This window comes from Prevotella sp. SGI.167 (assembly GCF_050313615.1).
Taxonomy (GTDB): domain Bacteria; phylum Bacteroidota; class Bacteroidia; order Bacteroidales; family Bacteroidaceae; genus Prevotella.
Window position 1 is genome coordinate 99,257 of the sequence record NZ_JBNPLT010000009.1, and the last position, 24,694, is coordinate 123,950.

Here is a 24,694-nt window from a genome sequence, read left to right on the forward strand (position 1 = left end):
AGGTCCTTTTTTTGTAATTCCTATGATTATTTGAAGAGTTTCTTATAATCTTTTTCGAAACTTTGAGGATGACGACCTATGAAGAGGATATTAAGCAGACAATTGGCTACCATTTCCACATCGTTGAGGTCGGCGCCTTTCCCTTTCTTTATTTCTTTGCCGAGACATACATCCCAAGTTGTTTGAAAACAGCTGTCGTTGGCTCCAACAAACATATCGCTAGAGTTTGGATCCTCCATCAGTTCGAAACGGATTACTTTCTTGGAACTGATAGGTTGAATGTCGCAAAGCATGTTGAATGCTTTTTCAAAGACGTCTCTATGCAACTGTGCGTTGGGAAACATCACGTTGACTGTAGGGAAAATCTCCTCAAATTCGTATGACTGTAATAATTGGTAGAGCTTCATTTTATTTACCTTATTATATAGTAATTGTTTTGAAAGACTCAATGTCTGTGCTTTTAGAATTTAGCCATTTTGATGGCATCAATAGCACATTCATCGCCCTTGTTGCCCAATTTGCCACCGCTACGGTCCTTTGCCTGTTGCAGGTCGTTTGTAGTCAAGAGTCCATAAATGACAGGAATCTCTTGTGTGGCATTGAGACGGGCAATACCATAGGTTACTCCCTCGCAGATATAATCGAAGTGAGGAGTTTCACCACGAATTACGCTTCCCAAGATAATAACAGCGTCATAGCCGCCATTAAGTACCATCTGATGTGCGCCATAGATGAGTTCGAAACTGCCAGGAACAGTCTTAACATGTATGTTCTCTGTTAAGGCTCCATGTTTTTCGAGCGTCTTGACAGCACCGTCCAGCAGGGCACCTGTTATTTCTGGGTTCCATTCAGCTACAACGATACCAAAGCACATGTTGCTGGCATCAGGTACTTTGCTAAGGTCATATTCTGATAAATTATGAAGAGCTGTTGCCATAATTATCTATTAAACTTGTTCTAAGATGTTACTCGTAAGATGTTATTAATTGGATGCGCGCTCAATGTACTTGTCAATCTCACCGCTCTGAACAAGCATAGAGTTAACATACTTCTTCTTGATATCCTGATAGATATTCAATGCATCCTGCTTCTTGTTCTGGCTCTCGAGAACTTCACCAGCCTTAATCAGGAATGCAGGAGAGAGACTGTTGTTAGTGTCGTCTTCTGCTTTGCTGTCAGCCATGGAAGCAGCCTTCTTGAATGCTTCGACAGCCTTGTCCAACTGGTTCAAGTGAGCGTAAACATCACCGAGCGCAGCTTCAGCTGCTGGGCTGATCATCTGGTCATCCTTTGAAGAGAATGCATCCAAACTCTTTTCTGCTTCTGCCCATTTGCCAAGGTTAGCATAGCAAAGACCTGCATAGAGGTTTGCCAAGTTACCAGCGTCAGTGCTGCTATATTCGTCTGCAATTTTCTTGAAGCCAACGTAACCAGCACCGTCTCCGTTAAGTGCTTGTTCGAACATCTCGTTGTTGAAGTAAGTCTGACCCTTGCCAAGCATTGTGCTAGCCTTGTCCTCACGTGGACCAGAGATCTGAGATACATAACCGAATACACCAGCAATGATAACTACAATAGCTACCACAGCGATAATAATAGCCTTCTTGTTCTTCATGAAGAAGGCCTCACGAATGTTGAGGCTCTCTATTTCCTGAGCCTGTACTTTGTTGTTTGCCATTTTGTATTTTTGTTTTTTATTATTCTAATATTGCTAAACTTCTGCAAAAATACGGAATTTTATTCAGATATTGAAATTTCTAGCCTACTTTTTTCGTTTTTTGGGCTTTTTCTGTTAACTTTGCACTCAATAATCAGTAAAGAGTCTATGATTTTAAAGAATATTTCCATTATTAACTATAAAAATATCAAGAGCGCCAATATTGAATTGTCGCCCAAAATTAACTGTCTTATCGGTCATAACGGCATGGGTAAGACCAACTTTTTGGATGCAATTTATTACCTCTCGTTTTGCAGAAGTGCCAATAATCCGATTGATTCGCAAATCATTTTGCACGATGAGGCCTTTTTTATGTTGGAAGGTAATTATGAGAATGATAATGGGGATTTGGAGAACATTTATTGCGGGATGAAGCGTGGAACCAAAAAACATTTTAAGCGAAATAAGAAAGAATATAAGCGCTTGTCTCAACATATTGGACTCATTCCGCTTGTCTTTGTTTCTCCTTCTGATGTTTCCCTCATTGAGGGTGGAAGTGATGAGCGTAGAAAACTGATGGATGTTGTTATCTCTCAGTATGATAATACATATATCGAGGCTCTTTCTAACTACAACAAAGCCTTGCAGCAGCGTAATGCTCTCCTGAAGATGGAGGCGGAACCGGATGTAACTCTTATGGAGCTTTGGGAACAGCAGATGGCTATGAATGGAGAACTGCTCTTTGCTAAGCGCCAGGCTTTTGTCAACGAATTAATACCTTTGTTTCAGCAGATTTATCAGCATATTTCCGGTGATAAGGAACGGGTAGGCTTGCATTATATTTCGCACTGTCAAAGGGGACCGTTATTGGAGGTTATCCAGCGTGATAGATTCAAGGATCGTGCCGTTGGTTATTCGCTTCATGGAGTTCATCGTGACGACTTGGAGTTTACGATTGGTGACTATCAGATGAAGCGTGAGGGAAGTCAGGGACAGAACAAGAGTTATGTCATTGCCTTGAAGTTGGCGCAGTTTAGTTTCTTGAAGCGAACCTGCTCTAATACCACTCCTTTACTCTTGTTGGATGATATTTTTGATAAGCTTGATGCTCAGCGGGTTGAAGCGATAGTTCAGTTAGTCTCGAATGATAATTTTGGACAGATTTTTATCACGGATACCAATCGTGATCATCTTGACCAAATCCTTCATCGTTTACGTGGCGACTATAAGATTTTCTCTGTCGAAAATGGAGAACTGCATGTAAGAGATTAGATACTGAATGTCAGGGGTGGAAAATCAAGTCTGACGATTTGTAGTACATTATTTATTGGGTATAATTATGTTTAGAAAAAAGGTTCGTTCTATAGCAGAACTTTTGCCGGAGTTTTTGAGAAACGAAGGATTGGAGACGCCTTTGCAGCAAAAGCGTCTCTTGGATAGTTGGGACACCGTTGTTGGTGCCTCTATTTCTGTTTATTGTGCTGATAAATTTATCAAGAATCAAACCCTTTATGTTAAGATTCTAAATCCTGCTCTCAGGGCAGATCTTACCATGCATCGTTCAATCTTGGTAAGAAGATTGAACGAGCAGGTAGGGGCATTGGTGATTTCAGATATCCGTTTCTATTGATAGAATTTGCCTCTATTTCCAGAACTCTTTATATGATGCAATCCATTCTGATATCCGTTTCTTCTGTTGGGATGGTATCTGTCTTTTGAAAGTCGAAACAGATGCCAATCTTGAACAGGGTTGGTACTTTTTTCAGAAATCTGTCATAATATCCTTTTCCTCGTCCCAGACGGTTGCCTTTTTCATCAAAACTCATACCTGGAATGACACCGACTTCTATTTCCCCATATCTTTCTGGTGGAAAGAGCTTGCCGATAGGCTCCATAATATGAAAGGAACCTTCTGTGAGATCTTTTCTGCCAGAGTATTCTCTGATTTCCATTTTTTCTGAATCCTTTACTACAGGTAAAAGAACAGTTTTCCCTAAAGCTGTCATCTCATCAATAAAGGTATGAGTGTTGACTTCATCAGGGAGAGAATAATACATTAAAATGATTTTAGCCTTGCGGAAAGATTCTTGATCTGTAAGTCGGGATAAGACAGAAAGCGACAGTTCCTCAAGTTGGCTTGAGGAATACTGTCGCTTTCTGTCTTTTATGATTTTTCTAAGTTCTTTCTTATTCATCTTATGCGTTTGCCATCATCATATTTCTGCAATGTAGTGAACTGTAATTGTATGGTATGCCAGCCATTGCTACTTTCTGCTTCTTGCTTTTGAATTTGGCTGTTGGCTCAGGTTTCTTTGGGAACGCCTCGTGCTTTTCGAAGACTTCGAGGGTCTTCTTAATCACTGGGTCGTCCTGGTTGATATACTGAGTCCAGGCTTGTTCATCAAGCATGTTATAGATGATACGGCTGTCGATGACTCTATCCAGCAACTTATGTGACTTCTTGATAAGAAGGTTACGGCGCTTCAATCCATGCTTGTCTGCATAGTTGACAAACTGTTCCACCATGTTCTGACTGTCAAGATAATCGGCAAGTTCCATCATCTCCTTGAAGTTGTTCAACTTAGGACGATTATCATCAGTATAGGTAAATGCAAACTGTAGGATCAAGCCGCTCAAACTAGCCTCTTTGAAGTAGGAAGTCATACCGAGCGTATCTTCTGGAACAAAGATGTCTGGCGTGATACCACCTCCACCATAAACTACACGTCCAATGCCTGTGTGGTATGCAGGACCCGTATGCTTGATGCTGTCTTGTGAGAAAAATTCTCCATGCTGGTAGCGATCCAGAAGATCCTGTTCATAATCCTTGTCATCACCCATCGTATAAGGTTTTTGGATACATCTTCCAGAAGGAGTATAGTATCTGGCAATGGTGAGACGGATAAGGCTATGGTCTGGGAATTCTATTTGCTGTTGTACCAATCCCTTTCCGAATGAACGGCGACCGATGATGGTTGCACGGTCATTATCCTGCATGGCACCTGCAAAGATTTCAGCAGAAGAAGCCGAACCCTCATTGATGAGTACAACCATAGGTATCTTTTGATAAGAACCCTTGCCGTCGCTCGGATAATCTTGGCGAGGAGACTTTCGTCCTTGTGTATAGAGAATCAGTTTCTTTTCTGGTAAGAACTCGTTTGCCATATTTACTGCAGCTGTGAGATAGCCTCCAGAGTTGTCGCGTAAGTCAATGCAGAGATTAGAGAATCCCTGTTGAGACAGTTTGGCTAAGGCGATAAGCATCTCTGGATAAGTGTTCTCACCGAAGTTCTTGATGCGGATGTAGCCTGTATTGTCATTGAGCATGTAGGCTGCAGTTATACTCTTGGTTGGGATTTCTCCTCGTGTTACCGTGAAGCTCTGTACCTTGTTGCTGCCATAGCGGATTACGCCGATTTTTACTTTCGTGTCTTTAGGACCCTTTAAGCGGTGCATGGCTTCCTGATTGGTCACGATTTTGCCCACGAAAGGTTTGCCATCCACAGCAACAATCTTATCTCCTGCTAGAAGACCTGCTTTTTCGGCAGGACCGTTTTGGATTACATTTTGCACATGAATGGTGTCCTGGCGGATCACGAACTCAATACCTACACCCGAGAATGAACCTTTGAGGTCGTCATTAGCCTGAGCTGCATCTTTGGCACTGATGTAGACCGAGTGAGGATCCAGTTCCGCAAGAATTTGTGGAATGGCTTTATCTACTAGCGAATCTATGTTGACAGAATCTACATATTGGTCATCAATGAGATGGAGCAAGTTGTTTAAGCGGTTGCTTCCACTATTGATGACGTTGAGTCGGTTGCCGGCAAAATGATTCGAAAAGAATGTGCCGATGACAATGCCTAGCACTACGCAGAGTGCCATGATGAACGGCATAAACCTGTTGGTCTTATTCTTGTTCTTATTCATAACTTACTAATTTACATTATACTAACGTTATTCTAAACTGATATTTTCATCAGGATTCATATATTCTACTTTTACTCCGGCTCTTTCCAATAGTTCCACACCATCAGTAAGTCTGTATTTCTCGGCATATACAACTCGTTTGATGCCTGCTTGAATGATGAGCTTGGAGCATTCGATGCAAGGAGAAGCAGTGACATAAAGTGTGCTTCCCTCGCTGTTGTTGCTGCTGCGGGCCAACTTGGTTATGGCGTTGGCTTCTGCATGGAGGACATAGGGCTTGGTTACATTGTTATCCTCGCAGATATTTTCAAATCCGCTTGGTGTACCATTGTAACCATCGCTGATAATCATCTTGTCTTTTACTACTAAAGCACCTACCTGTCGGCGTTTGCAATAGCTGTTTTCTGCCCAGATGCGAGCCATGCGAAGGTATCGCAAATCAAGCTTTTTCTGTTTTAAAAAGTTGTCCCCCATTGATCTGTTATTTATATTGTGTCATTTATAATTACTTGCCTAAACTGTTAACTCTTCTTGATTTCGTTGCGTTCCAGTAGGGCGTCTATGGTTGGCTCTTGTCCACGGAATCGTTTATAGAGTGTCATCGGATGTTCGGTGCCTCCCTTTGAGAGTATGTTGTCACGGAAGCTCTGGGCGGTAGTTCGGTCGAAAATACCGTTTTTCTTGAATACGCTGAATGCATCAGCGTCCAGAACTTCAGCCCATTTGTAACTGTAGTAGCCGGCTGCGTAACCTCCTGCCATAATGTGCGAGAACTGTACGGTCATGCAAGTGTCAGGCAACTGTGGTAGAATCATGGCTTCTTTCCATGCTTCTTTCTCGAATGGGATGATGTCAGCTGTAAAGACATCCTTTTTGGTGTAATATGCCATATCCAGGAGTCCGAAACTTACTTGGCGCAGGCAGGCGTATGCTGCCATGAAGTTGCGGCTTTTTACGATACGTTCGATGAGCTCGTCCGGCAATGGCTCGCCTGTTTCATAATGGAAAGCGAAGGTGCGCAGGAATTCCTTTTCTATGGCATAGTTCTCCATAAATTGGGATGGCAACTCTACGAAATCCCACCATACATTGGTACCCGAAAGACTTTCGAACCGGGTGTTGGCGAACATTCCGTGAAGGCTGTGACCAAACTCATGCAGGAAGGTCTCTACCTCTCCCAAGGTCAGGAGGGCAGGTTTTTCTTCTGTAGGCTTGGTGAAGTTCATCACTACGCTCACGTGTGGACGTATGTTGTTGCCTTTATGGTCTATCCATTGTCCTTGGAATTCTGTCATCCAGGCACCTCCCTGTTTGCCCTTGCGTGGGAAGAAGTCTGCATAGAACACAGCCAGATAACTGCCGTCTTTATCGAATACTTCGTATGCCTTCACGTCAGGATGGTATACTGGAATCTCTTTGTTTTCCTTGAAGGTAATACCATACAGTTTGTTGGCTAATCCGAAGACGCCCTTTATCACCTTGTCAAGTTGGAAGTATGGACGGAGCATCTCTGCATCCAGATTGTATTTTTCCATCTGGAGCTTGTGGGAATAGAATCCGAAGTCCCATGGCTCCATTTTGAAGTCTTCGCCTTCCAGTTTCTTGGCTAGGACTTCTACTTCTTTCACTTCTTTTTCTGCTGTTGGCTTATAAGCCTCAATCAGATCATTGAGAAGTTTATAGACATTCTCTACATTACTTGCCATTCGATGACGTAATACATAGTCTGCATAGGTCTCGAAGCCAAGAAGTTGAGCGAGTTCTCTACGTAAATTGACCAATCGCTTGCAGATTTCAATGTTGTTCTGCTCGTTCTCATGGGTACAGACCGTATTGCGTGCCATATACATCTGTTTGCGGAGTTCACGCTGAGTAGAGTAGGTCATGAATGGAGAGTAACTTGGATAGTCGAGTGTGAAAATCCAGCCTTCTTCATTCTTCTCTTTGGCAGTATGAGCTGCTGCAGCCTTTGCTGTTTCTGGAAGTCCGTCAAGTTGAGCCTCGTCTGTGATATGGAGGGTAAATGCCTTGTCTTCCTTCAGGAGATTCTGTGAGAACTGGAGGGTGAGAATACTTGCTTCCTCTGTAAGTTTGCGAAGCTTGTCTTTTCCTTCCTCATCAAGAAGAGCACCACTACGTACAAAACCATCATAACTGGTTTCCAAAAGCATCTGTTCTTCTGGGGTTAACTCTCTGTTAGGGTGGTCATGAACATATTTAATACGCTCAAAGAGTTTCTTGTTGAGTGTAATGTCGTTGGCATGTTTGGTGAGGATAGGACTCATCTTTTGTGCCAGTTCCTCCATCTCGTCGCATGTCTCTGCACTCATCATGCATGAGAATACATTGGAAACACGACTTAAAAGGTCGTAATAATGTTCGCCTTTTTCTGTATCCACACGGGCGATAGTATTCTCGAATGTAGGCTCAGCCGGGTCGTTGATGACCTTGTCTGTCGCTTCTTTGTCACGGCGAATACCCTCCATGAAGGCAGGCTCATAGTCTTCCAGCAGGATACGGTTGAAAGGCACAGTATCGTGCGGTGTGTGATAGGGAACAAAGAATGGATTCTCTCGATTCTCTGTATTTCTGATATGATTCTGATCTTTTATATCTTGCATGATAGTGATTTTTTATTTGTTTGCTTTACTCTATGACAGTTCTCTTTTTATTTATTCACAATCAGCTTTTCTAATTGTGGAATATAGATTCTTCCTCTTTCCAGATGCATGAGCTTTTGCTTCTGCAGTTCATTCAGCACGTTGGAGACATAGATTCTCTTGACATTCATTTCTGCGGCAAGTCTTTCCATCTTGATGTGGAATAATTTTTCGCCGGCAGGTTTGAGACATCGGCTTTCAAAGAACTGGATGATACGTTCTGAGAGTGTTTTGGGAGGAACCCGATACAGGCGCCGGTTGTTCTTTTGGGTTTGAGTAGAAATGAGATTGAACATGTTGATTCTGAAAATCTCGTATCTATCAGATAGTTTCTGCATCTCCTGCTTGCTGATACTCATCACGCTACATTCTTTCTTTGCGATATAGGTGTGAGTGAAGTATTGGTTATATCCGTAGATGCATTCCATTTGAAACGCTTCTGGGGCTTTGATGTCTTCTTCGATGCGGTAGCCATGATCGTCAGCCTCTGTGACAACGTTGAGTTCGCCGGTAAGAAGAAAGTACAGACGTTTGCAGGGCTCTCCTTCCTTGACGATGGTGAGTCCCTTTTCTGCCTTTTGGAAATCGAACTTTGTATGACCGGCTACTTCCAGCAAATCGTTACGGCTCATTCCCAGGAATAGAGGCAGATTTAAAAGATTGTCATATACTCTGTCTTCTTGCATTCTATTTCAATATTTTCTTCTTGAGCTCTGGCGAATACCATATCCTGTTATTTCCCTGTTCATCGGAATAGATGAGATAGGCGTCAAGTTCAGGATGTTTTTCCAATACTTTCCTAGCTCCATCCAGTCCCATTACCATGAAGGATGTGGCATAGGCATCGGCTGTGGCACAATTCTTGGCTAGAACGGTGGCTGACAGAATATTGTGCTGCACGGGATAGCCTGTCTTCGGGTCTATTGTGTGAGCGTATTTCTTGCCGTTCTTATAGTAGAAATTCCGATAGTTTCCACTTGTTGCCATTGCTATGTCTGTCACATTGATTACGTCTTGTAATTCCTGATTCGTATTGAGAGAATCGTCTGTAGGCTTGTTGATGCCTACCCGCCAAGGCACTTGCTTGTCGCTGTTTCCATTCACCACAATTTCGCCACCAATCTCTACCATAAAGTTTCGGATGCCTTTTTTCTTTAGAAACCTTGCCACGATATCGCTTCCGTATCCTTTGGCAATGGCTGAGCAGTCGAGCATGATATGAGGATTCTGTTTCTTGACGTGCTCTTCCTTTAATGTTACTTTCTGGAATCCGACGATAGCGCGAAGACTGTCTACTGTTTGTTGGGTAGGAGGGTTCCCGGTCTTGAATCCGAATCCCCAGGCATTTACCATGGGGGCTACAGTGATGTCAAATGCTCCGTCTGTTTCTTTGGATATTTTTTCTGCGAGTTGGAAAACCTCAGCAAACATGTTGTCTACCTTCACGTCTTCATTACGGTTGATACGCGAAATGATGGATGTCTTGTTGAATGGAGAAAGAGAATTGTCTACTTTCTGCAGTTCAGCCTCGATTTCTTTTTGGTAATTGACGTCACTTTGGTAAGTGATGTGATAGATAGTACCAAAGATGAAACCTTCATCCCTCTGGTAAGGAGTATTTTGCTGTTGGCGAATGACATAAATACTGCCAAAAATCAAGAGAAGCAGAAACGGTATCTGCCAAATGAGTCTTTTATTCTTCATTGTTTATATTTCAAATGTTACATTGAACGTACCGCCAAGTCGGGAACCACCTTGCTTGCCGAAGCCTGGTACATAATAGGTGTTGCCCATGTCGCCATCATTATGGGCAACACGGCGCTTGTATCTGAAACTCCATCCCATGCGGATTGGTCCCCATATCTTTGCATCTATTCCTATTACACCTTCCAGCCAGTGATAGTTAGCGGATACGCCTTCTGCTCCGTAAGGTGCATCACCTCCCCAGACTGGATCTTTGATGGGTGGTGAAGAGATGTCGTATTTATAGTAGGTGAAACCGTAACGGAATCCGCCAAACAGGCGGTAGTCATCGTGCTTGTTTTTGAGCAGGTTCCAGTCTACACCCAGACGGGCGTATGGTGCACTTGTCTTATAAGTGATCTGGGTACTCTCATCGAAGGCATCTGCTTTGCCGTAACCCAATTCAAAGATAGGGTAATACTTGTCTTTTAAGTTCACTCGCAGAGAAGCTTCATATTGTCCGTAATCACTTACCATCAATTGGGCTGGTCCTATTAAATCCACACTCACCGCCATTCCGTTAAACCATGGAATCGTATCTTTTTCTACCGTTGCTACTTTTTTTAGACGGTTTTGTGCGTTCGCCCATCCTCCACCTAAGAGTAGGAGAAGACTCAGGACAATTACCGCTTTTTTAGTAACGGGTACCGAAATATATGTAGAAATGCGCTTTAGATGCATCATAATTAACCTCTTTATTGTTGATAACTATTGAGTCGATATAGTTGTGGGTTGTCTTCACTTCTGTTATTTTGTGGAAGTAGGCTGCACCGCAATCTACAGACTCGAAATGTGGATAGTCCTCTTTCTTGACGGTTACTGTATCTTTCCATACCTGATTGTCTGCATTCTGAATTTCAAAAAAGAACACATCCTCAGGCTGGTGGTAACTCATCGGAAGGATGAAGCTATCCACGTTCTCATCCTTATTGATAAGTACGCTGTCTTCTCCTTCCTGTTTGGTGGTCGAGATGGTTAAGGTGGCGTTGAGTGTCTTTACGTTGCCCATCAACTTATACTTGGTGTAAGTGGTGTTGTTGAGCGGGCAGTTGAGACTAGTGCAGCTAGCCACCATGAGTACCAGCATCATGAAAACCAATGGTATTATTTTTTGCATCTTATTTCCTTTTCTATTTGATAATCGTTACGATTAGGGTTCTGACGACTGATAAGGTCACCCAGGAATCCGGCTAGGAAGAACTGACTGCCCAATACCATCGCAATGAGAGCGATGAAGAAGTATGGGGAATCGGTGATGAGGTGTCCGTAGATGCCACGATGTAAGTCTATGGCTTTATCGATGCCAAGTCCGATAAGCGAGAGAAAGGCAATGAAGAACACCACACTTCCTAAGAATCCAAAAACATGCATTGGCTTCTTGCCGAAGTTGCTCAGGAACCAGAGTGTCATCAGGTCCAGATAGCCGTTCACGAAACGGTTCCAGCCCATGAACTTGGAAGTACCAAACTTTCTTGCCTGATGGTGAACAGGTTTTTCGCCAATATTTGCGAAGCCTGCATTCTTGGCAAGGTATGGAATGTAGCGATGCATCTCACCGTATACTTCGATGTTCTTCACTACGTCGCGGCGGTAAGCCTTGAGTCCGCAGTTAAAGTCATGCAGATTGTGGATGCCGCTCACCTTGCGGGCTGTGGCATTGAAAAGTTTGGTTGGAATCGTTTTGCTCAGAGGGTCTCCCTGCTTGCGGTTCTGCTTATAACCCGATACAAGATCGAAACCATCTTTCTTTATCATTTCGTAGAGACCTGGTATCTCGTCAGGTGAATCCTGCAAGTCGGCATCCATAGTGATGACTACATCACCTTGTGCCTCTTTGAATCCACAGTAGAGGGCAGGACTCTTTCCGTAGTTGCGGCGGAATTTGATTCCTTTTACCTGCTCGTTTTTCTCGGCAAGTTCTTCTATGACGTTCCATGAACGGTCGGTAGAACCGTCGTTCACAAAGATAACTTCGTAAGTGAAATCGTTGGCATCCATCACCCGTTTGATCCAGGCGAAGAGTTCTGGCAGCGACTCTTCCTCATTGAACAGAGGAACGATAACTGAAATATCCATTTTATCTGATGTTTTGAGAATTTATTTTTTATCTGAAACCTAATTGGCTATTTTCTTTTTGGCGAATATGGCAGCAAGTATCGGACTGAGTATTGCTCCAGCAACCAGGTCGGTAATCATAAACATGGATGCCCATGCTATTGGTTTCATCATAGAGATGGCATCGAAGAGAGCTTTTGTTTCCTCTGCTGTCAACTGATAAACCTGTGCTATCATCTGGTAGTTGGTTTGAAGCTGAGTCATAAACATGCCTGTATCCATGAATCGGAACCAGAGATACTGCACGATGGTGAGCAGTAGGGTTGCATAGAAGAATGTCTGGATGCAATAGTATAATCCGTGTCTGAAAGAAATATGTCCCTCTCTTACGAAGTCACGGAAATACTTCAATCTCTTTGCTACCACGAATGGGGTAGAGATAATCAGAATGTTGGATAGTAACCCCAGCATCTGGTACTTTGGTTCTACTGCCATCATGGTGCAGACGAAGCTGGCTATCCATACGATGCCAAGAATTGCTCCATCTTGTCGGGCAAACGCTTTGGTTTGTTTGATCTTACCCGTATCGATGATGTAGATCTTAACCTTTTGCGTCTGCTCGTCTGTCTTCTTCTCTTCTTGATTTTCGTTATTTTCTGTATTCATTGTTATAATGTATTTCTGCGAATGTAATATATCAATTTGCAAAAATACAACTTTTTTATTATATAAGGTGTAAAGGGTGAAAATATTTATATATAATTAAAGATAAAACGCCTTGAAAGATAGAAAAATATATGTTTCTGTTTGTTTTGTACACTTCAATGCGTCGGGAAACTTTTGTTTCGGTTGTGCCAAACTTAGATAAAATAAAAAAGGAACCTTCTGAAAGAAGATTCCTTTTTGAGCCTCTTGTCGGATTCGAACCAACGACCCCGAGATTACAAATCACGTGCTCTGGCCAACTGAGCTAAAGAGGCGGGTGGACAAGCGATTCATATCGCACCGCTACAACCAAGTACCCTTGCTATGTTCCCATCCTGGGGGATTCCGAGGGAGCTGGTCGTATGAGACTTGTCCGTCTCATAAACTTGAAAGCGGTTATTGCTTTTAAGCGAGTGCAAAGGTACTGCTTTTTTCTTATCCTGCCAAATGTTTTGCAGAAAAAGTTTTGCTTGTTAACGTTTATTTAGAAAAAGGAGGCAAATCTTGCCTCCTTTTCCATACTTCACCTTAATTATATTAAGAGGAAGAAGCATTCTTCACTTAAAAGTCTACCACCGTGATTCCTGCACCGCCAAACTGTACATGCTCATCTGCATAATGGGTCACATTAGGGACGCTGCTCAAATATTGGCGGATGAGTTGTCTGAGGATACCGTTGCCCTTTCCATGAAGGATGCGGACACGTGGCATACCTACCAGGATGGCATCATCTATAAAATACTGTACAGCATTCAATGCTTCGTCACCACGCATGCCTCTTACATCCAAATCCTGATGGAAGTTGGTCTTGTGGGCATCAATGGTTTTTCTGGTTTCCTTGCTGATACCGTAAGAGGCAAGGTTTTCCTTGCGTTCCTCGGTCTTGTCCACATTCTCTACTGTAGCCGTAGCATGCTCCAGTCTGTTCAGACGCATTTTGGTTCTCATACCTCCGAATACGGCAGTAGCGGTATCACCGTTGATGCTTTCCACTTTTCCGATAGTTGTCAATCCTTTGATACGAACCGTATCACCGGCTTTTATCTCCCGTTTGCTTTCTGCCTGAGCCTTGTTCTGTGCATTACGCAGGGCTGCCGCAGCCTTCTCCTGGGTCTCCTTCTTTTCAGCCTGTCGCTTGGCATGCCGCTCCTTGCGCTGCTGAATCTGGGCTATCTTGCGGGCTATCTTGTCATCCGATTCCTTGGTGTCAATCTCCTGAACCTCCTGTTTGAAGGCATCGAGTTCCTGACGGATGCGGCGGGTTTCCTCCTTCTCTGCCTGACTCTCTCGAATCTCTCTGATGGCATTCTCAATCTTCTTGTTACTTTCCTTCAGGAGTTCTGCAGCTTCTTCCTTGGCTTTCTTGAGAATAGCTTTTCTGCTTCGTTCGATATCCTCAATATCACTTTCATACTTGGAGATGGTTTTTTCCATATCCTTCTCTCGCTGGTGGATATTCTGGCGTTTGTTCTCCCAGTACCGCTTGTCGCGTACAATGTCCTGGAGGTATTTGTCGCTCTGGATATATTCTGAACCTACGATGTCTGAAGCTTCTTTGATAACCTCTTCTGGCAATCCGATCTTTCTTGCTATTTCGATGGCAAAAGAAGAGCCTGGACGGCCGATGGCTAACTGGAAGAGTGCTTTCATCTCATGACGGTCGTAGAGCATGGCACCATTAACCACACCTTCATGACTGTCTGCAAAATGTTTCAGGTTCTGATAGTGGGTCGTGATGACTCCATAAGCCTGTTGCTTGCAGAATTTATCGAGTACTGCCTCTGCGATGGCTCCTCCGATACCCGGTTCTGTACCGGTACCAAACTCATCTATCAATATGATGGTGTCGCTATTGGCGGCTTTCATCATATTTTTCATGTTCAGAAGGTGGGATGAATACGTACTGAGGTCGTTCTCCAGGCTCTGTTCGTCACCAATATCAATCATGATGTTTTTGAATACACCTGTCTTTGATCTCTCACTTACGGGGATACTCAGTCCGCATTGCAGCATATATTGGAGCAGTCCCACAGTCTTTAAGCATACGGATTTACCTCCGGCATTCGGACCGGAAATGATCAGGATACGCTTTTCCTTGGTCAGTGTGATGTCTAAAGGTACTACCTTTTCATTTTTCTTCTGTAATGACTGCTGGAGCAGAGGGTGGATAGCTCGGATCCAGTCTACGTGCGGATGGTCTTCTACCTCAGGCTCGATAGCTTTGAAGGTGTCTGCCAGCTTTTGTTTCGCCTGAATCAGGTCGATGATGGCAAGGAAGCGGTAACTGTCAAGAATCTCTTTTGAGAAAGGACGAACCTTGTTGGTGAAATCGGTAAGGATGCGGATAATCTCCTTTCTTTCTTCACCTTCCAGTTCACGCACACGGTTGTTGGCTTCTACCACTTCGGTCGGTTCGATGAAGACGGTTTTACCCGTAGCACTCTCGTCGTGTACGATACCTTTGATCTTTCTTTTCAAGGTTGGGATAACCGGTATTACCAGTCTGCCGTCACGGAGGGTAGGAGTCACGTCTTTCTCAACAACACCTTCACTTTGGGCTGTTCGTAATATACTATATAATGTACGGGAGATACTACCTTCAGTCTTTGCCAGTTCTCTTCTGATCAGGAGGAGTTCCGGGGTAGCATTATCTCGTATCTTTCCAAATTTGTCAAGGATTTGGTCTATTCTCTGAATCAGCTGAGGAAAGGTCATCACGTTTTGTGACAGTCGGTGTAGGGCAGGGTAAGGGTATTTCTTTTCTCTGCGCCAGCCGTCTTCCGGTTCTGCGTGCCCGTCGTCTTCATCACTATGATTCAGAATCTTCACCATGCCTGCGATGGTTGCAAGCGAACGTCTCAAATCGAAAAGCTCGTCTTCTTCCAAGTGGGTGTTTTCTACTCGGATGCGGAGGATACTTTCCCTGACGTCATAGAAATACTGCAGGGGAAAGTCTTCTACTTCCTCCATCAGTCTGCGGAACTCACGCACCTGCATGAGCCATTCGTTTACTTCTTCAGCTTCATCGCTGAATGCCATCTTGTCCACTTGTTCTTTACCAAGTGGAGAGAGGCATCTTTCGCGTAACATCTTGCGGATTTCGTTGAATCCTATCTTGTTTTCAAAATTATCTGGATAAATCATGGGTGCAAAAGTACAATTATTTTGGCTAACTACCAAATATTTGAACCATTAAGTGTGTTCTTTGCCTTTGAAGGTGTAAGCCTTTTTTGGATGTTGTTCAGATAATCGGGCCAATCGTATTTGTGCCGCTCGTTCCATACTGCCCCCAGGAATGCCGCTCCACCAAAGTTCCAGGCTCTCAATTGCGGGATAAACTCGGGGATGACTCCTCCTAATGCTATAACTTTTTCGTTGATGATGCCATAGTAGGCTGCGTCTTCCAGATCCTTGTTGGTAAAGGAGTGGCGGTAGTCTTTCTTCGAGATGCTGTCAAAGATTGGACTTAGGAACACATAGTCGTAGATAGACTTGGATGCAGGAGCGTTTCCTTCGGGATTTTCCTTGCTGGGTATGTTTAGTGCAGCCGTTACTTCCTGGAAGTTATGGCATGAACGGGAAATGTGTCCTTTATAATCTTTGGGAATCCCGGAATTGCGCTTGTTGAGATGAATTCCATGAAGATGATATTTCTCGCAGAGTTCAAAATGTTCATGTATGACTATCTGCGGATACCATTTGGCATCGATCTTCTGTATCAGATTCTCATAATCCTCCAGGCTGGCTTCGGGTTTACGGAGATGTAGAAGATCGATACCGCTTTCAAATAACTGTTCTATGTAGCCTGCTTCGTTTCTGATGAATTCAGGCAAGGTGATAACTATCCATTTCATTTGCTTTTTATCTATTTAGTAGAAAGTGTCTTGGGTTCGTAGAAATGGTTTACCGGACCGTGTCCATCTCCTATTTTTACGTCTTTTCCGGCGAGAATGGCTCCAGACAGGTAAGTCTTAGCCATGGCAATGGCGGTATTCATGTCCATTTCCTTTGTCAGATAAGATGTGATGGCAGATGACAGGGTGCAGCCGGTACCGTGGGTATTGCGGGTGTTGATGCTGAGATCCCGATAGCTGGTGATGAGTTTTCCTTCTTCGAAGAGATAGTCTATCTTTTCTTTTCCGTCGAAGTGACCACCTTTGATAAGTACGAATTTGCATCCCAGTTTGCTGATGGCTGAGGCTGCGGTCTTGATGTCTTCTGCATTCTGGATTTTCATTTCTGCCAGAATCTCTGCTTCGGGAATGTTGGGTGTCAGTAATGTGGCAAGAGGCAGAAGCTCTGAGATGAAGATATCCAGGGCATCCTCCTGCATGAGTCGGCATCCGCTGGTAGATACCATTACCGGGTCAATAACGAGATGCTGGTATTTTCCCTGATACTTCTTGAGGGTATTGGCAATGGCTTTGATGGTGTCACGGTCATTGACCATTCCTATCTTGATGGCATCCGGTTGGATGTCGTCCATCACGGCTTCTATCTGTCCTTTCACGATTTCCGGCTCTACGTTCTGTATGCCATATACACCCTTGGTGTTCTGTACGGTGATGGCTGTAATGGCAGAAGCTGCGTATACGCCTAAGGCTGACATGGTCTTGATGTCTGCCTGGATGCCAGCTCCTCCACAACTGTCAGAACCGGCTATTGTTAATGCTGTGTAGTATTTCATTTCTTACTCCTGTTGGTTGAATATAAAAAAACTTGGTACACTCTTGCTTGACAGGAGTGTACCAAGTGGCTAATTATTGTATTTTGTCAATGCTTCCTTTACCATTTTGCCCCATGGCTTGATAAGGTCTGGAGTCCAGTTGCCTGTAGCCTTGGCACGAGGTAGGAGCATGGAGCAGGTTTCGTCTTTGTCGCTTACCGACCAGTTTACCCAACTCACCTTGTTCTTCTCCATGACATCGAGCCATTTCTGGTATTCCTCTGGAGCCAGAGGACCGTTGCCGGATGCTTCCATGCCGGCGCATTCTGATACGAATACAGGAAGTCCGCTCTTTACGGCTGCTTCTAGCTTGTCGCGCAGATAGTCCTTGTGTGTTGCTGCATAGAAATGCAGGGTATACATCACATTGCTTACACCGTCGATAGGACTTTTAGCAACAAGATCGATGTCCTGATCCCAATGTGGGCAACCCATCAGTATGATGTTGTCTGGATCATATTTCCTGATTTCGGTAATGATGGTCTTGGCGTAGACCTTCAGGTCTTCCCATTTGTCCTCTACGGGTTCGTTGTAGAGTTCATAGAGTACGTTTGGATACTTACCGTATTTCTGTGCCATCTTGCCGAAGAAGGCTTTGGCTTCCTCTGTGTGCATTTTGTGTGCGTGCCAGTCGATGATTACGTATGTGCCGTTCTTGATGGCGGCATCTACTACCTGTGTGATGCATTTCATGGCAAAGTCAGGGTTCTCCAGATAGTTGTCTTCTATCTGAATGCCCATCGCTGCACGGATGATGTTGGCATGCCAGTCAGTGGCGAGCCATTTTACGGCTTGCTTGTTGTAGAATCGGGGCCAGATGTTGTGCCATCCTAGGCTCACGCCTCTCAATACTACAGGGTTTCCACTCTGGTCGCATAGTTGCGCTCCCTTTACTTGCAGTTGTCCCCATTGTTTTACTGGACTGACTGCATACAATTGTGCCATACAGAAGATGGCAACAATAATGGTCATTAGTTTTTTCATTATGTTCTATTATTGTTAAAAATATACTGTCGTTTCTTGCGGCATAAAATCGTTGCAAATGTACGATTTATATTTGAAATAACCAAATATTTTTGCGATAAAGTTTCATGTCAGCTTCTTGCCTTGCCTCGAAAACTGTTTTTTACCAATGCCGATTCGCAGTTTTCGCAGAGGGCTTCGGTTGCCGTATGGTGCTTGAACCCCTCTATCATAGCTTGGGCTCTTTCTGAAGAAAGAATCTCTTCCAGGGATTGATGCAGGAGATTTCCCAGTGCAACATCTCCGTTATGGTCCAGACAGCAAGGCACCAGGGTGCCGTCTGCAAGTACGCCAATCTGTTTGATTAAAGCCTTGCAGAAAACTTCCCGTTTCTTTTCTTCTTCGTTCTTGCTGTTCCTGATATCGTTTTCGAAGTTGGGCCATTCGAATTTTCTGTCGAATTCCAGATAAAGGTTGTCGCAGAGGCGGTAACCGTCTGGGCGTTCCTTCCAGGGTTTAGGAGCATATTTTTCGATGAGTCTCATTATTTCTTCGTTTTCCTTGTCTCTTCCGCCCTGGTTCCAAAGTCTTAGTACGATGCAGGTTCCCTTTGCAGCAGCTTGTGTAGAGAAGGTCATCACCTCGTCCATATAGCTGGACAGTTCCCCCTTGGCGTTGCTTTCGTGCGAATGTAGCGAGAGTTGTATTTTGTGGGGAAGTGTATCGAGAAGTTCCATGGCACGATGCAGCAGGGTTCCGTTCGATGTCAGTACAGTCTTGAATCCCTTTTCTCTTGCCGTCGTGATAAACTGTGGCAGGAGAGGGTGGAGCAGTGGTTCTCCCATCAGGTGAAAATAAAGGAAGCATACCTTGCCTTTGAGCTTGTCTGTGAGCTGGTTGAATTCCTCTGCGGTCAACTGTCTCTTTTCCCTGCTATGTTTAGGGCAGAAGTGGCAGTTGAGATTGCATGTATTGGTTATTTCTATGTAACAGCGATCTATCATCATTTCTTTTTATATGGTATTCTGTATTGTATAGCTAAATACTAAAAAAGCCTTCTGAAATTTCTTTCAGAAGGCTCTTGCGGAGAGAGAGGGATTCGAACCCCCGGTACCTCTCGGTACGACGGTTTTCAAGACCGTTGTAATCGACCACTCTACCATCTCTCCAGATTCGGTCGGATGACTATAGCTTGGTTTTCTTAAGCGGGTGCAAAGGTACGATATTTTTTTGAATCCACCAAATATTTCGGCAACTTTTTTTGATTCTTACTGCTAAAAGTGAAAAGAAAGGGAGAATGATAAGGGGGTATAGAAAAGAAAAAGCCTTCTGAAATTTCTTTCAGAAGGCTCTTGCGGAGAGAGAGGGATTCGAACCCCCGGTACCTCTCGGTACGACGGTTTTCAAGACCGTTGTAATCGACCACTCTACCATCTCTCCAAATTCGGTCGGATGACTATAGCTTGGTTTTCTTAAGCGGGTGCAAAGGTACAATGTTTTTTTGATTCCACCAAATATTTTGGAAACTTTTTGAGAAAAAACATCAAAAAACTTAAAATGATACCTCTGAACCTATACTGCATCTACCTTTCAGATACGAAAAAGGGCTACCGCTGTAGCCCCAACCTTGATAACCTTAAATCTAATACTATGAAAAACACGTTGCAAATATAGTAAATTATTCTATTCGTTATGTACGAAAAATAGAAAATCTACTTCATTGCCGTGCTTTTTTGTATTTTTTAACCAAATTTCCGTATAAGGGGAAGCTCTTTATTTCAGATATCCCTTTTTCTTGAATTCCTCCATCAGTGGCAAGGCGAGAACTTTGGCATCTGGGTGAGGAGCACCTGTTGTGCCTAGGGCACGAAGGTCGAAGAAATGCTTCCAGTCACTGATGAAAGCGGTGTGAACCAACTCGGTGTTGCAATCCAATGGTAAGATGGCACGTGCCTCTTGTGGCTTGCAACCAGCCTTTATCAGTTGCATGTAGGCAAACTCGGCTGCTTCATTGGCAAAAATCCATGTGGTCAGCTTGTTCCATTCTGCTGAACGGTTTTCTGCAATGTCCAGACAGAGGTCGGACAACTGGTAGTCACTGGGATCTTCTGAGCCGTCGAAACCTTCTTCCGCTACCCATGTAGGGAGGTTGATGGTTATTTCGTTGTCGAATTTGTTCTTCGAATAGTTGCAGTATCTCGTGCTCTGCTCTGCCATGGAGTTGGCACGGTGACGGTTGTATTCACGGGTAATACTGATCTGGGTAGTGAAATGAACCGTGATGCGCAACTCGTGTTTGCCTTCCTCATAGTCGGTGAGGTATTTCAAGTCGTCCATCGCCTTGTTTTCTGCCAACACTCTCAGGTTGGTGGTGATGTAGTCCTTGCCATCGGTGGTGTTGCAGCGGGAGAACTTGTTGTTAAGATAAAGAGGAAGCTCCCCGTGGTTGCACACAAGATAGATGGTGCCATGTTCCAGCATGGCATAATGTTCACTCTCTATCATGCGACCGACAAAAGGCTTTGCCGAATCATCGGTTGTGTTGTTCTCACTTTTGTAGCAAACTCTTCCTGCGCGTTCTATCTGTTGATAGACGCCGGGCTCTCCTGGTTTCTGCAACCAGATTTCATACGATGGTCTTTGTATTTTCATTGTTTCTGTTATTTATTCTGATTGCAAAGGTACATTTTTTTATGCATACTGCAAAATAAATATCTCCTTTTTTCGTACTTATTATTATAATGTATAATAATGAGAAGATATGGAGATAAAACCGATAGCACATTTTCGCTCACCGTTCAGCAGTAAGTTTGGTATTCCTAAGCAGGCTGGACTGGTGGCTGAACTCGAAGGTCAGATAGTTTTTGAACCGGAGTATCGCAATCCTGATGCCCTTCGTGGCATGGAGGGTTTCGACTACCTTTGGCTGATTTGGGAATTTTCAGCCAATAAGCACAAAGCCAATAGTCCGGTGGTTCGTCCTCCGGTATTGGGGGGCAATGAGAAGGTGGGAGTCTTTGCTACCCGCAGTCCCTTTCGTCCCAATAATATAGGATTGTCGTCTGTCAGAATTTCGGGAATTGAGTGGGAGACCTGTAAAGGACCTGTTATCCATGTAAAAGGGGCCGACCTCATGGACATGACTCCGATATATGATATCAAGCCTTATGTGGTATATGCCGATTGTCATCCGGATGCCCGAAGCGGGTTTGTTGATGAACGCAGGTGGGATAAGTTGCAGGTTGAAATATCTGATACGGTAAAAAACTTTCTGCTGTCTCAGGGAATGACGGAAGAAAAGATCGGGATTCTGAAAGAGGTTCTGGCGCAAGATCCTCGTCCGCATTATCAAAAAGACCCTCATAAGGTATATGGAATGCCTTATGAGGGTATGGATATTCACTTCACGGTCTGCAATCAGATACTTACCGTAGTGAAGTAGTCGTTTGCTTTACTTTGCGAAAGTTGCAAAGTGTACGTTGTCGAGCTTGATCTTGCAGGCATCGTCAATGTCCTGTGCCTGGTTGTAGTAGAAGATGTATGCGTTCTTGACAGTGATGTCGTGAACCATACCTTCTGCTCCGTGGGCAACGATACCGTTCTTGCAGCCACGCACATAGATGTCGCTCATGTGGATGTCCTGGAAGTTTGGCAGGTACTCCTGTTTTACTGGGGCAGCCTGCTTCTTTGCTCCCACGTGGTTGTCCCAGTAGGTGGTCTCGAAGGTGATGGCATCTCCTGTAATATCGGTCATATAGATATGGTCGATGAAGATGTTCTCTGATGTACCGCCCCTCTTCACGGAACTCTTGAAACGCAGGCCGGCGTCGGTTCCCTGGAAGGTGTTGTTGCGTACTACGATGTTCTTCATGCCGCCACTGAACTCACTGCCGATGACAAAACCGCCATGGGCATGATAAACGGTGTTGTCCTGGATGTTGATGTTTTCACAAGGACCGGCAGCAACACCGGCAGCACCTGCGCCACCCTTCATGCAGATACCGTCATCACCTGCATCTACCATGTTGTTGACGATGAGTACGTCCTTGCAGCTTGAGATGTCGATGGCATCACCATTCTGTGCATTCCAAGGACATTTTACGGTAATACCGTCGATAATCACGTTCTTGCATCGGGTAGGGATGAGGTGGAAGCGGGGACTGTTCAGGAGCGTGACGCCCTGGACCAGCACGTTTTCGCAACTGGTGAATCGGATCATGTGGTTGCGTACCTTTTCCTGGTCATCAATGTTGTCAACAACATTTGGAGTATGTTTCAGATGGAGCGGATACCAGATGTCGCCTTTCTCGTTGAGGGTACCACCCATCTGCTTGAACTGGTTCCATTCCACATCGCTCACCTTGCTTCTCTTCACCGGTCTCCACCATTCACCGTTTCCGTCGATGGTTCCTTCACCGGTGATGGAAATGTTCTTGCGCTTGCTGGCATTGATGGCTGGTGTGGCGCGGTTCTCCTTCTTTCCGGTTTCTTCGTCTATCTTGATGAGGTCGTTCTTGTCTTCAGAGAATACGATGATGGCATTCTTCTCCAGATGCAGGTCGATGTTGTCTTTCAGAGAGATGAGTCCTGTGAGATAGATACCTGCAGGCACGTTCAGATGACCACCGCCCATTTTGCTCAGTTTGCTGATAGCCTTGGCAAAGGCTTGGGTGTTCATCGCCTGTCCGTCTCCATTGCCGCCACATTCCAGAATACTTACGTGGTTGTCAGGAATAGAAGGAAGAGTAGGCTGTTGCATTTGTACTGGCAAGTTTTGATAATACTTGCTGTAGTCTTTGGCTTCGATGGCAGATACCGTAGCTGCCATTCCGAAGATTGCCAATAAAGAAATCAAAATCTTCTTCATAAGTCTTTAAGTATTGTTTATATTGTTTGTAATATCTGTTTCGTTAGTTCCTTTATGCGAAAAAGGCGGCTCTAACCGAAGTTAGAAACCGCCTAAATGAAAGGAGGAGTGGTACCACCAGGAATCGAACCGGGGACACAAGGATTTTCAGTCCTTTGCTCTACCAACTGAGCTATGGCACCATTTCTTTTGCGGTTGCAAAGGTACAATAAAAATTTAAATTGAGCAAGAGAAAACGAAATATTTTCTCTTGCTTAATGTTTATTAACTAAATCTGGTCTTTCAAAGGATTCCAACCCTGAGCTTTGAGCTCGAATTCCTGACCATCTCGTGTGATGAGGAATTTGCCCAGGCTCTCCTTGGTGATGTAGCCTATCTGCTTCACGCCTTCCATCTCCTCGATTTTGGCATGGTCACCAATAGGTACTGTGAAGAGAAGTTCATAGTCTTCACCACCGTTCATGGCACAGGTGGTGAGGTTCATGTTGAATTCCTCTGCCTGTACGGCTGTCTGGTAGTCGATAGGGATGTTCTTCTCGTACACTCTGCATCCGCAATGACTCTGTTCGCAGATATGCATCAGTTCACTGCTCAGTCCGTCGCTGATGTCCATCATGGCCGTAGGACGGATTCCTGCTTCTCTCAGTTGGGCAATGATGTCGCCACGTCCTTCCGGTTGAAGCTGTCTTTGCAGTAAGTATTCCTTGCCGGCAAAGTCGGGCTGGAAGTTGCGCATCTCTGCCAGGTCTCGGTTGAGGGCAGCCAACTTCTGGTCGTCTCCCTTTGCCTTGGCTTCTGCCATCTTCTTGCGGATGTCTTCCACCTGTCCGTAGTATACTGCTTTTTCCCGCTCCAGCAGCTGAAGTCCCATATAGGCTGCACCTAAGTCGCCCGAAACGCAGATGAGGTCGGTCTCCTTCGCACCACTGCGGTAAACGATGTCTTCCTTGTTGGCCTCACCGATGCAGGTAATGCTGATGGCAAGACCAGTAAGCGAAGAGGTGGTATCTCCACCCACGATGTCAATGCCCCATTTGTCGCAAGCCATGCGCAGACCCTTGTAGAAATCATCCAGGTCTTCAACCTTGAAACGCTTGCTCAATGCGATGCTTACTACCATCTGTCTAGGGGTTCCGTTCATGGCGAAGATGTCACTGATGTTCACCATCGCACTCTTGTAACCCAGGTGCTGCATGTCGATATAGGTGAGGTCGAAATGTACTCCCTCCATCAGCATGTCTGTAGTAATGAGCACTTCCTTGTCGGGATAGTGCATCACGGCACAGTCATCGCCTACACCGTAGACGGTAGAAGCGTTTTTGTTTTCATATCCTTTGGTGAGATGGTCGATGAGACCAAATTCACCCAACTTTGCTATATCCAAGATA

Annotated in this window: 24 protein-coding genes and 4 tRNA genes; 3 read left to right on the forward strand and 25 right to left on the reverse strand. The window is 44.5% G+C overall.

All coding sequences use genetic code 11. The features are described 5' to 3' along the window. Positions 1-26: 26 nt before the first annotated feature. Genes ACQRBJ_RS06700 through ACQRBJ_RS06710 form a run of 3 tightly spaced genes read right to left on the reverse strand, consistent with a single transcriptional unit; the run spans position 27 to position 1,678 of the window. Positions 27-407: a hypothetical protein gene (locus ACQRBJ_RS06700; RefSeq protein WP_153122644.1), complete on the reverse strand. Its 381-nt coding sequence runs from the start codon at positions 405-407 to the stop codon at positions 27-29. A gap of 53 nt (positions 408-460) precedes the next feature. Then, positions 461-937: a 6,7-dimethyl-8-ribityllumazine synthase gene (gene ribH / locus ACQRBJ_RS06705; RefSeq protein ID WP_153122646.1), complete on the reverse strand. Its 477-nt coding sequence runs from the start codon at positions 935-937 to the stop codon at positions 461-463. Between the two features lie 45 nt (positions 938-982). Then, positions 983-1,678, reverse strand: a complete 696-nt coding sequence (locus ACQRBJ_RS06710) for a tetratricopeptide repeat protein (RefSeq protein ID WP_295347082.1) — start codon at positions 1,676-1,678, stop codon at positions 983-985. 147 nt (positions 1,679-1,825) lie between these two features. Here ACQRBJ_RS06710 and recF point away from each other — a divergent pair, with 147 nt between their 5' ends. After that, positions 1,826-2,929, forward strand: a complete 1,104-nt coding sequence (recF, locus tag ACQRBJ_RS06715) for a DNA replication/repair protein RecF (RefSeq protein WP_153122650.1) — start codon at positions 1,826-1,828, stop codon at positions 2,927-2,929. 67 nt (positions 2,930-2,996) lie between these two features. Then, positions 2,997-3,287 (forward strand): DUF721 domain-containing protein, encoded by a 291-nt coding sequence (locus ACQRBJ_RS06720; protein ID WP_153122652.1) that lies wholly within the window; start codon positions 2,997-2,999, stop codon positions 3,285-3,287. 28 nt (positions 3,288-3,315) lie between these two features. On the opposite strand, the gene ACQRBJ_RS06725 is transcribed toward ACQRBJ_RS06720, so the two are convergent. From ACQRBJ_RS06725 to ACQRBJ_RS06815, 19 genes are all read right to left on the reverse strand, one after another. Next, positions 3,316-3,852, reverse strand: a complete 537-nt coding sequence (locus ACQRBJ_RS06725; RefSeq protein WP_445303159.1) for a 5-formyltetrahydrofolate cyclo-ligase — start codon at positions 3,850-3,852, stop codon at positions 3,316-3,318. Between the two features lies 1 nt (position 3,853). Next, entirely contained in the window at positions 3,854-5,587 is a 1,734-nt protein-coding gene (locus ACQRBJ_RS06730; RefSeq protein WP_295347088.1) for a S41 family peptidase, read from the reverse strand. Between the two features lie 27 nt (positions 5,588-5,614). Then, positions 5,615-6,061 carry a deoxycytidylate deaminase gene (locus ACQRBJ_RS06735; RefSeq protein ID WP_445303160.1) on the reverse strand — a complete coding sequence of 149 codons (447 nt, stop codon included), beginning with the start codon at positions 6,059-6,061 and terminating at the stop codon, positions 5,615-5,617. Between the two features lie 47 nt (positions 6,062-6,108). Beyond that, positions 6,109-8,208: a M3 family metallopeptidase gene (locus ACQRBJ_RS06740; RefSeq protein ID WP_445303161.1), complete on the reverse strand. Its 2,100-nt coding sequence runs from the start codon at positions 8,206-8,208 to the stop codon at positions 6,109-6,111. Between the two features lie 47 nt (positions 8,209-8,255). Next, positions 8,256-8,933 (reverse strand): Crp/Fnr family transcriptional regulator, encoded by a 678-nt coding sequence (locus tag ACQRBJ_RS06745; RefSeq protein ID WP_294970197.1) that lies wholly within the window; start codon positions 8,931-8,933, stop codon positions 8,256-8,258. A 1-nt stretch (position 8,934) separates the two neighbouring features. Beyond that, positions 8,935-9,951, reverse strand: a complete 1,017-nt coding sequence (locus ACQRBJ_RS06750) for an FAD:protein FMN transferase (RefSeq protein ID WP_445303162.1) — start codon at positions 9,949-9,951, stop codon at positions 8,935-8,937. Between the two features lie 3 nt (positions 9,952-9,954). Continuing rightward, the gene (locus tag ACQRBJ_RS06755; protein WP_443918128.1) at positions 9,955-10,674 is read right to left on the reverse strand and encodes a DUF6048 family protein; all 720 of its coding nucleotides are present in this window, start codon (positions 10,672-10,674) and stop codon (positions 9,955-9,957) included. Beyond that, on the reverse strand, positions 10,625-11,107 hold the full coding sequence (locus ACQRBJ_RS06760) for a DUF6452 family protein (protein ID WP_441936462.1): 483 nt from the start codon (positions 11,105-11,107) through the stop codon (positions 10,625-10,627). The genes ACQRBJ_RS06755 and ACQRBJ_RS06760 overlap by 50 nt, the downstream gene beginning before the upstream one ends. Continuing rightward, positions 11,095-12,066 (reverse strand): glycosyltransferase, encoded by a 972-nt coding sequence (locus tag ACQRBJ_RS06765; protein WP_294970184.1) that lies wholly within the window; start codon positions 12,064-12,066, stop codon positions 11,095-11,097. Before ACQRBJ_RS06765 ends, ACQRBJ_RS06760 begins: the two co-directional genes overlap by 13 nt. 39 nt (positions 12,067-12,105) lie before the next feature. Then, positions 12,106-12,711 carry a DUF4199 domain-containing protein gene (locus tag ACQRBJ_RS06770; protein WP_445303163.1) on the reverse strand — a complete coding sequence of 202 codons (606 nt, stop codon included), beginning with the start codon at positions 12,709-12,711 and terminating at the stop codon, positions 12,106-12,108. A gap of 240 nt (positions 12,712-12,951) precedes the next feature. Continuing rightward, positions 12,952-13,025 (reverse strand) — tRNA-Thr (locus ACQRBJ_RS06775). Between the two features lie 286 nt (positions 13,026-13,311). Beyond that, positions 13,312-15,894 carry an endonuclease MutS2 gene (locus tag ACQRBJ_RS06780; RefSeq protein WP_445303164.1) on the reverse strand — a complete coding sequence of 861 codons (2,583 nt, stop codon included), beginning with the start codon at positions 15,892-15,894 and terminating at the stop codon, positions 13,312-13,314. Between the two features lie 29 nt (positions 15,895-15,923). Then, positions 15,924-16,604, reverse strand: coding sequence for a thiamine phosphate synthase (locus tag ACQRBJ_RS06785; RefSeq protein ID WP_445303165.1), 681 nt, complete (start codon positions 16,602-16,604; stop codon positions 15,924-15,926). Positions 16,605-16,615: 11 nt separating this feature from the next. After that, positions 16,616-17,437 (reverse strand): bifunctional hydroxymethylpyrimidine kinase/phosphomethylpyrimidine kinase, encoded by an 822-nt coding sequence (thiD, locus tag ACQRBJ_RS06790; RefSeq protein WP_445303166.1) that lies wholly within the window; start codon positions 17,435-17,437, stop codon positions 16,616-16,618. Positions 17,438-17,506: 69 nt separating this feature from the next. Then, positions 17,507-18,460, reverse strand: coding sequence for a glycoside hydrolase family 5 protein (locus ACQRBJ_RS06795; RefSeq protein WP_153122679.1), 954 nt, complete (start codon positions 18,458-18,460; stop codon positions 17,507-17,509). Positions 18,461-18,570: 110 nt separating this feature from the next. After that, positions 18,571-19,446: an SPASM domain-containing protein gene (locus ACQRBJ_RS06800; protein ID WP_295347107.1), complete on the reverse strand. Its 876-nt coding sequence runs from the start codon at positions 19,444-19,446 to the stop codon at positions 18,571-18,573. Positions 19,447-19,523: 77 nt separating this feature from the next. Continuing rightward, positions 19,524-19,608 (reverse strand) — tRNA-Ser (locus tag ACQRBJ_RS06805). A 186-nt stretch (positions 19,609-19,794) separates the two neighbouring features. Beyond that, positions 19,795-19,879, reverse strand: a tRNA-Ser gene (locus ACQRBJ_RS06810). Positions 19,880-20,212: 333 nt separating this feature from the next. Beyond that, the gene (locus ACQRBJ_RS06815) at positions 20,213-21,091 is read right to left on the reverse strand and encodes an FAD-dependent thymidylate synthase (protein WP_445303167.1); all 879 of its coding nucleotides are present in this window, start codon (positions 21,089-21,091) and stop codon (positions 20,213-20,215) included. Positions 21,092-21,200: 109 nt separating this feature from the next. Between ACQRBJ_RS06815 and tsaA the strand changes: the two genes are divergently transcribed. Further along, positions 21,201-21,881, forward strand: a complete 681-nt coding sequence (gene tsaA, locus ACQRBJ_RS06820; RefSeq protein WP_295347237.1) for a tRNA (N6-threonylcarbamoyladenosine(37)-N6)-methyltransferase TrmO — start codon at positions 21,201-21,203, stop codon at positions 21,879-21,881. Positions 21,882-21,890: 9 nt separating this feature from the next. On the opposite strand, the gene ACQRBJ_RS06825 is transcribed toward tsaA, so the two are convergent. The 3 genes from ACQRBJ_RS06825 to thiL all read right to left on the reverse strand — a co-directional run bounded on the left by ACQRBJ_RS06825 (position 21,891) and on the right by thiL (position 24,690). Beyond that, complete coding sequence (locus tag ACQRBJ_RS06825) at positions 21,891-23,306, reverse strand: glycoside hydrolase family 28 protein (RefSeq protein WP_445303168.1); 1,416 nt, start codon at positions 23,304-23,306, stop codon at positions 21,891-21,893. 109 nt (positions 23,307-23,415) lie between these two features. Then, positions 23,416-23,488, reverse strand: a tRNA-Phe gene (locus tag ACQRBJ_RS06830). 86 nt (positions 23,489-23,574) lie between these two features. After that, positions 23,575-24,690, reverse strand: a complete 1,116-nt coding sequence (thiL, locus tag ACQRBJ_RS06835; protein WP_445303169.1) for a thiamine-phosphate kinase — start codon at positions 24,688-24,690, stop codon at positions 23,575-23,577. Positions 24,691-24,694: the final 4 nt, after the last annotated feature.

What these genes read in the sequence shown, in the direction of transcription:
- ACQRBJ_RS06750 (WP_445303162.1), bottom strand. Translation starts at nt 9,951, where the DNA reads ATGAAGAATAAAAGACTCATTTGGCAGATACCGTTTCTGCTTCTCTTG.
- ACQRBJ_RS06725 (WP_445303159.1), bottom strand. Translation starts at nt 3,852, where the DNA reads ATGAATAAGAAAGAACTTAGAAAAATCATAAAAGACAGAAAGCGACAG.
- ACQRBJ_RS06755 (WP_443918128.1), bottom strand. Translation starts at nt 10,674, where the DNA reads ATGATGCATCTAAAGCGCATTTCTACATATATTTCGGTACCCGTTACT.
- ACQRBJ_RS06765 (WP_294970184.1), bottom strand. Translation starts at nt 12,066, where the DNA reads ATGGATATTTCAGTTATCGTTCCTCTGTTCAATGAGGAAGAGTCGCTG.
- ACQRBJ_RS06795 (WP_153122679.1), bottom strand. Translation starts at nt 18,460, where the DNA reads ATGAAAAAACTAATGACCATTATTGTTGCCATCTTCTGTATGGCACAA.
- ACQRBJ_RS06710 (WP_295347082.1), bottom strand. Translation starts at nt 1,678, where the DNA reads ATGGCAAACAACAAAGTACAGGCTCAGGAAATAGAGAGCCTCAACATT.
- tsaA (WP_295347237.1), top strand. Translation starts at nt 21,201, where the DNA reads ATGGAGATAAAACCGATAGCACATTTTCGCTCACCGTTCAGCAGTAAG.
- ACQRBJ_RS06770 (WP_445303163.1), bottom strand. Translation starts at nt 12,711, where the DNA reads ATGAATACAGAAAATAACGAAAATCAAGAAGAGAAGAAGACAGACGAG.
- ACQRBJ_RS06800 (WP_295347107.1), bottom strand. Translation starts at nt 19,446, where the DNA reads ATGATGATAGATCGCTGTTACATAGAAATAACCAATACATGCAATCTC.
- ACQRBJ_RS06735 (WP_445303160.1), bottom strand. Translation starts at nt 6,061, where the DNA reads ATGGGGGACAACTTTTTAAAACAGAAAAAGCTTGATTTGCGATACCTT.
- ribH (WP_153122646.1), bottom strand. Translation starts at nt 937, where the DNA reads ATGGCAACAGCTCTTCATAATTTATCAGAATATGACCTTAGCAAAGTA.
- ACQRBJ_RS06730 (WP_295347088.1), bottom strand. Translation starts at nt 5,587, where the DNA reads ATGAATAAGAACAAGAATAAGACCAACAGGTTTATGCCGTTCATCATG.
- ACQRBJ_RS06785 (WP_445303165.1), bottom strand. Translation starts at nt 16,604, where the DNA reads ATGAAATGGATAGTTATCACCTTGCCTGAATTCATCAGAAACGAAGCA.
- ACQRBJ_RS06700 (WP_153122644.1), bottom strand. Translation starts at nt 407, where the DNA reads ATGAAGCTCTACCAATTATTACAGTCATACGAATTTGAGGAGATTTTC.
- ACQRBJ_RS06745 (WP_294970197.1), bottom strand. Translation starts at nt 8,933, where the DNA reads ATGCAAGAAGACAGAGTATATGACAATCTTTTAAATCTGCCTCTATTC.
- ACQRBJ_RS06740 (WP_445303161.1), bottom strand. Translation starts at nt 8,208, where the DNA reads ATGCAAGATATAAAAGATCAGAATCATATCAGAAATACAGAGAATCGA.
- thiD (WP_445303166.1), bottom strand. Translation starts at nt 17,437, where the DNA reads ATGAAATACTACACAGCATTAACAATAGCCGGTTCTGACAGTTGTGGA.
- ACQRBJ_RS06780 (WP_445303164.1), bottom strand. Translation starts at nt 15,894, where the DNA reads ATGATTTATCCAGATAATTTTGAAAACAAGATAGGATTCAACGAAATC.
- ACQRBJ_RS06815 (WP_445303167.1), bottom strand. Translation starts at nt 21,091, where the DNA reads ATGAAAATACAAAGACCATCGTATGAAATCTGGTTGCAGAAACCAGGA.
- ACQRBJ_RS06720 (WP_153122652.1), top strand. Translation starts at nt 2,997, where the DNA reads ATGTTTAGAAAAAAGGTTCGTTCTATAGCAGAACTTTTGCCGGAGTTT.
- ACQRBJ_RS06760 (WP_441936462.1), bottom strand. Translation starts at nt 11,107, where the DNA reads ATGCAAAAAATAATACCATTGGTTTTCATGATGCTGGTACTCATGGTG.
- recF (WP_153122650.1), top strand. Translation starts at nt 1,826, where the DNA reads ATGATTTTAAAGAATATTTCCATTATTAACTATAAAAATATCAAGAGC.
- ACQRBJ_RS06825 (WP_445303168.1), bottom strand. Translation starts at nt 23,306, where the DNA reads ATGAAGAAGATTTTGATTTCTTTATTGGCAATCTTCGGAATGGCAGCT.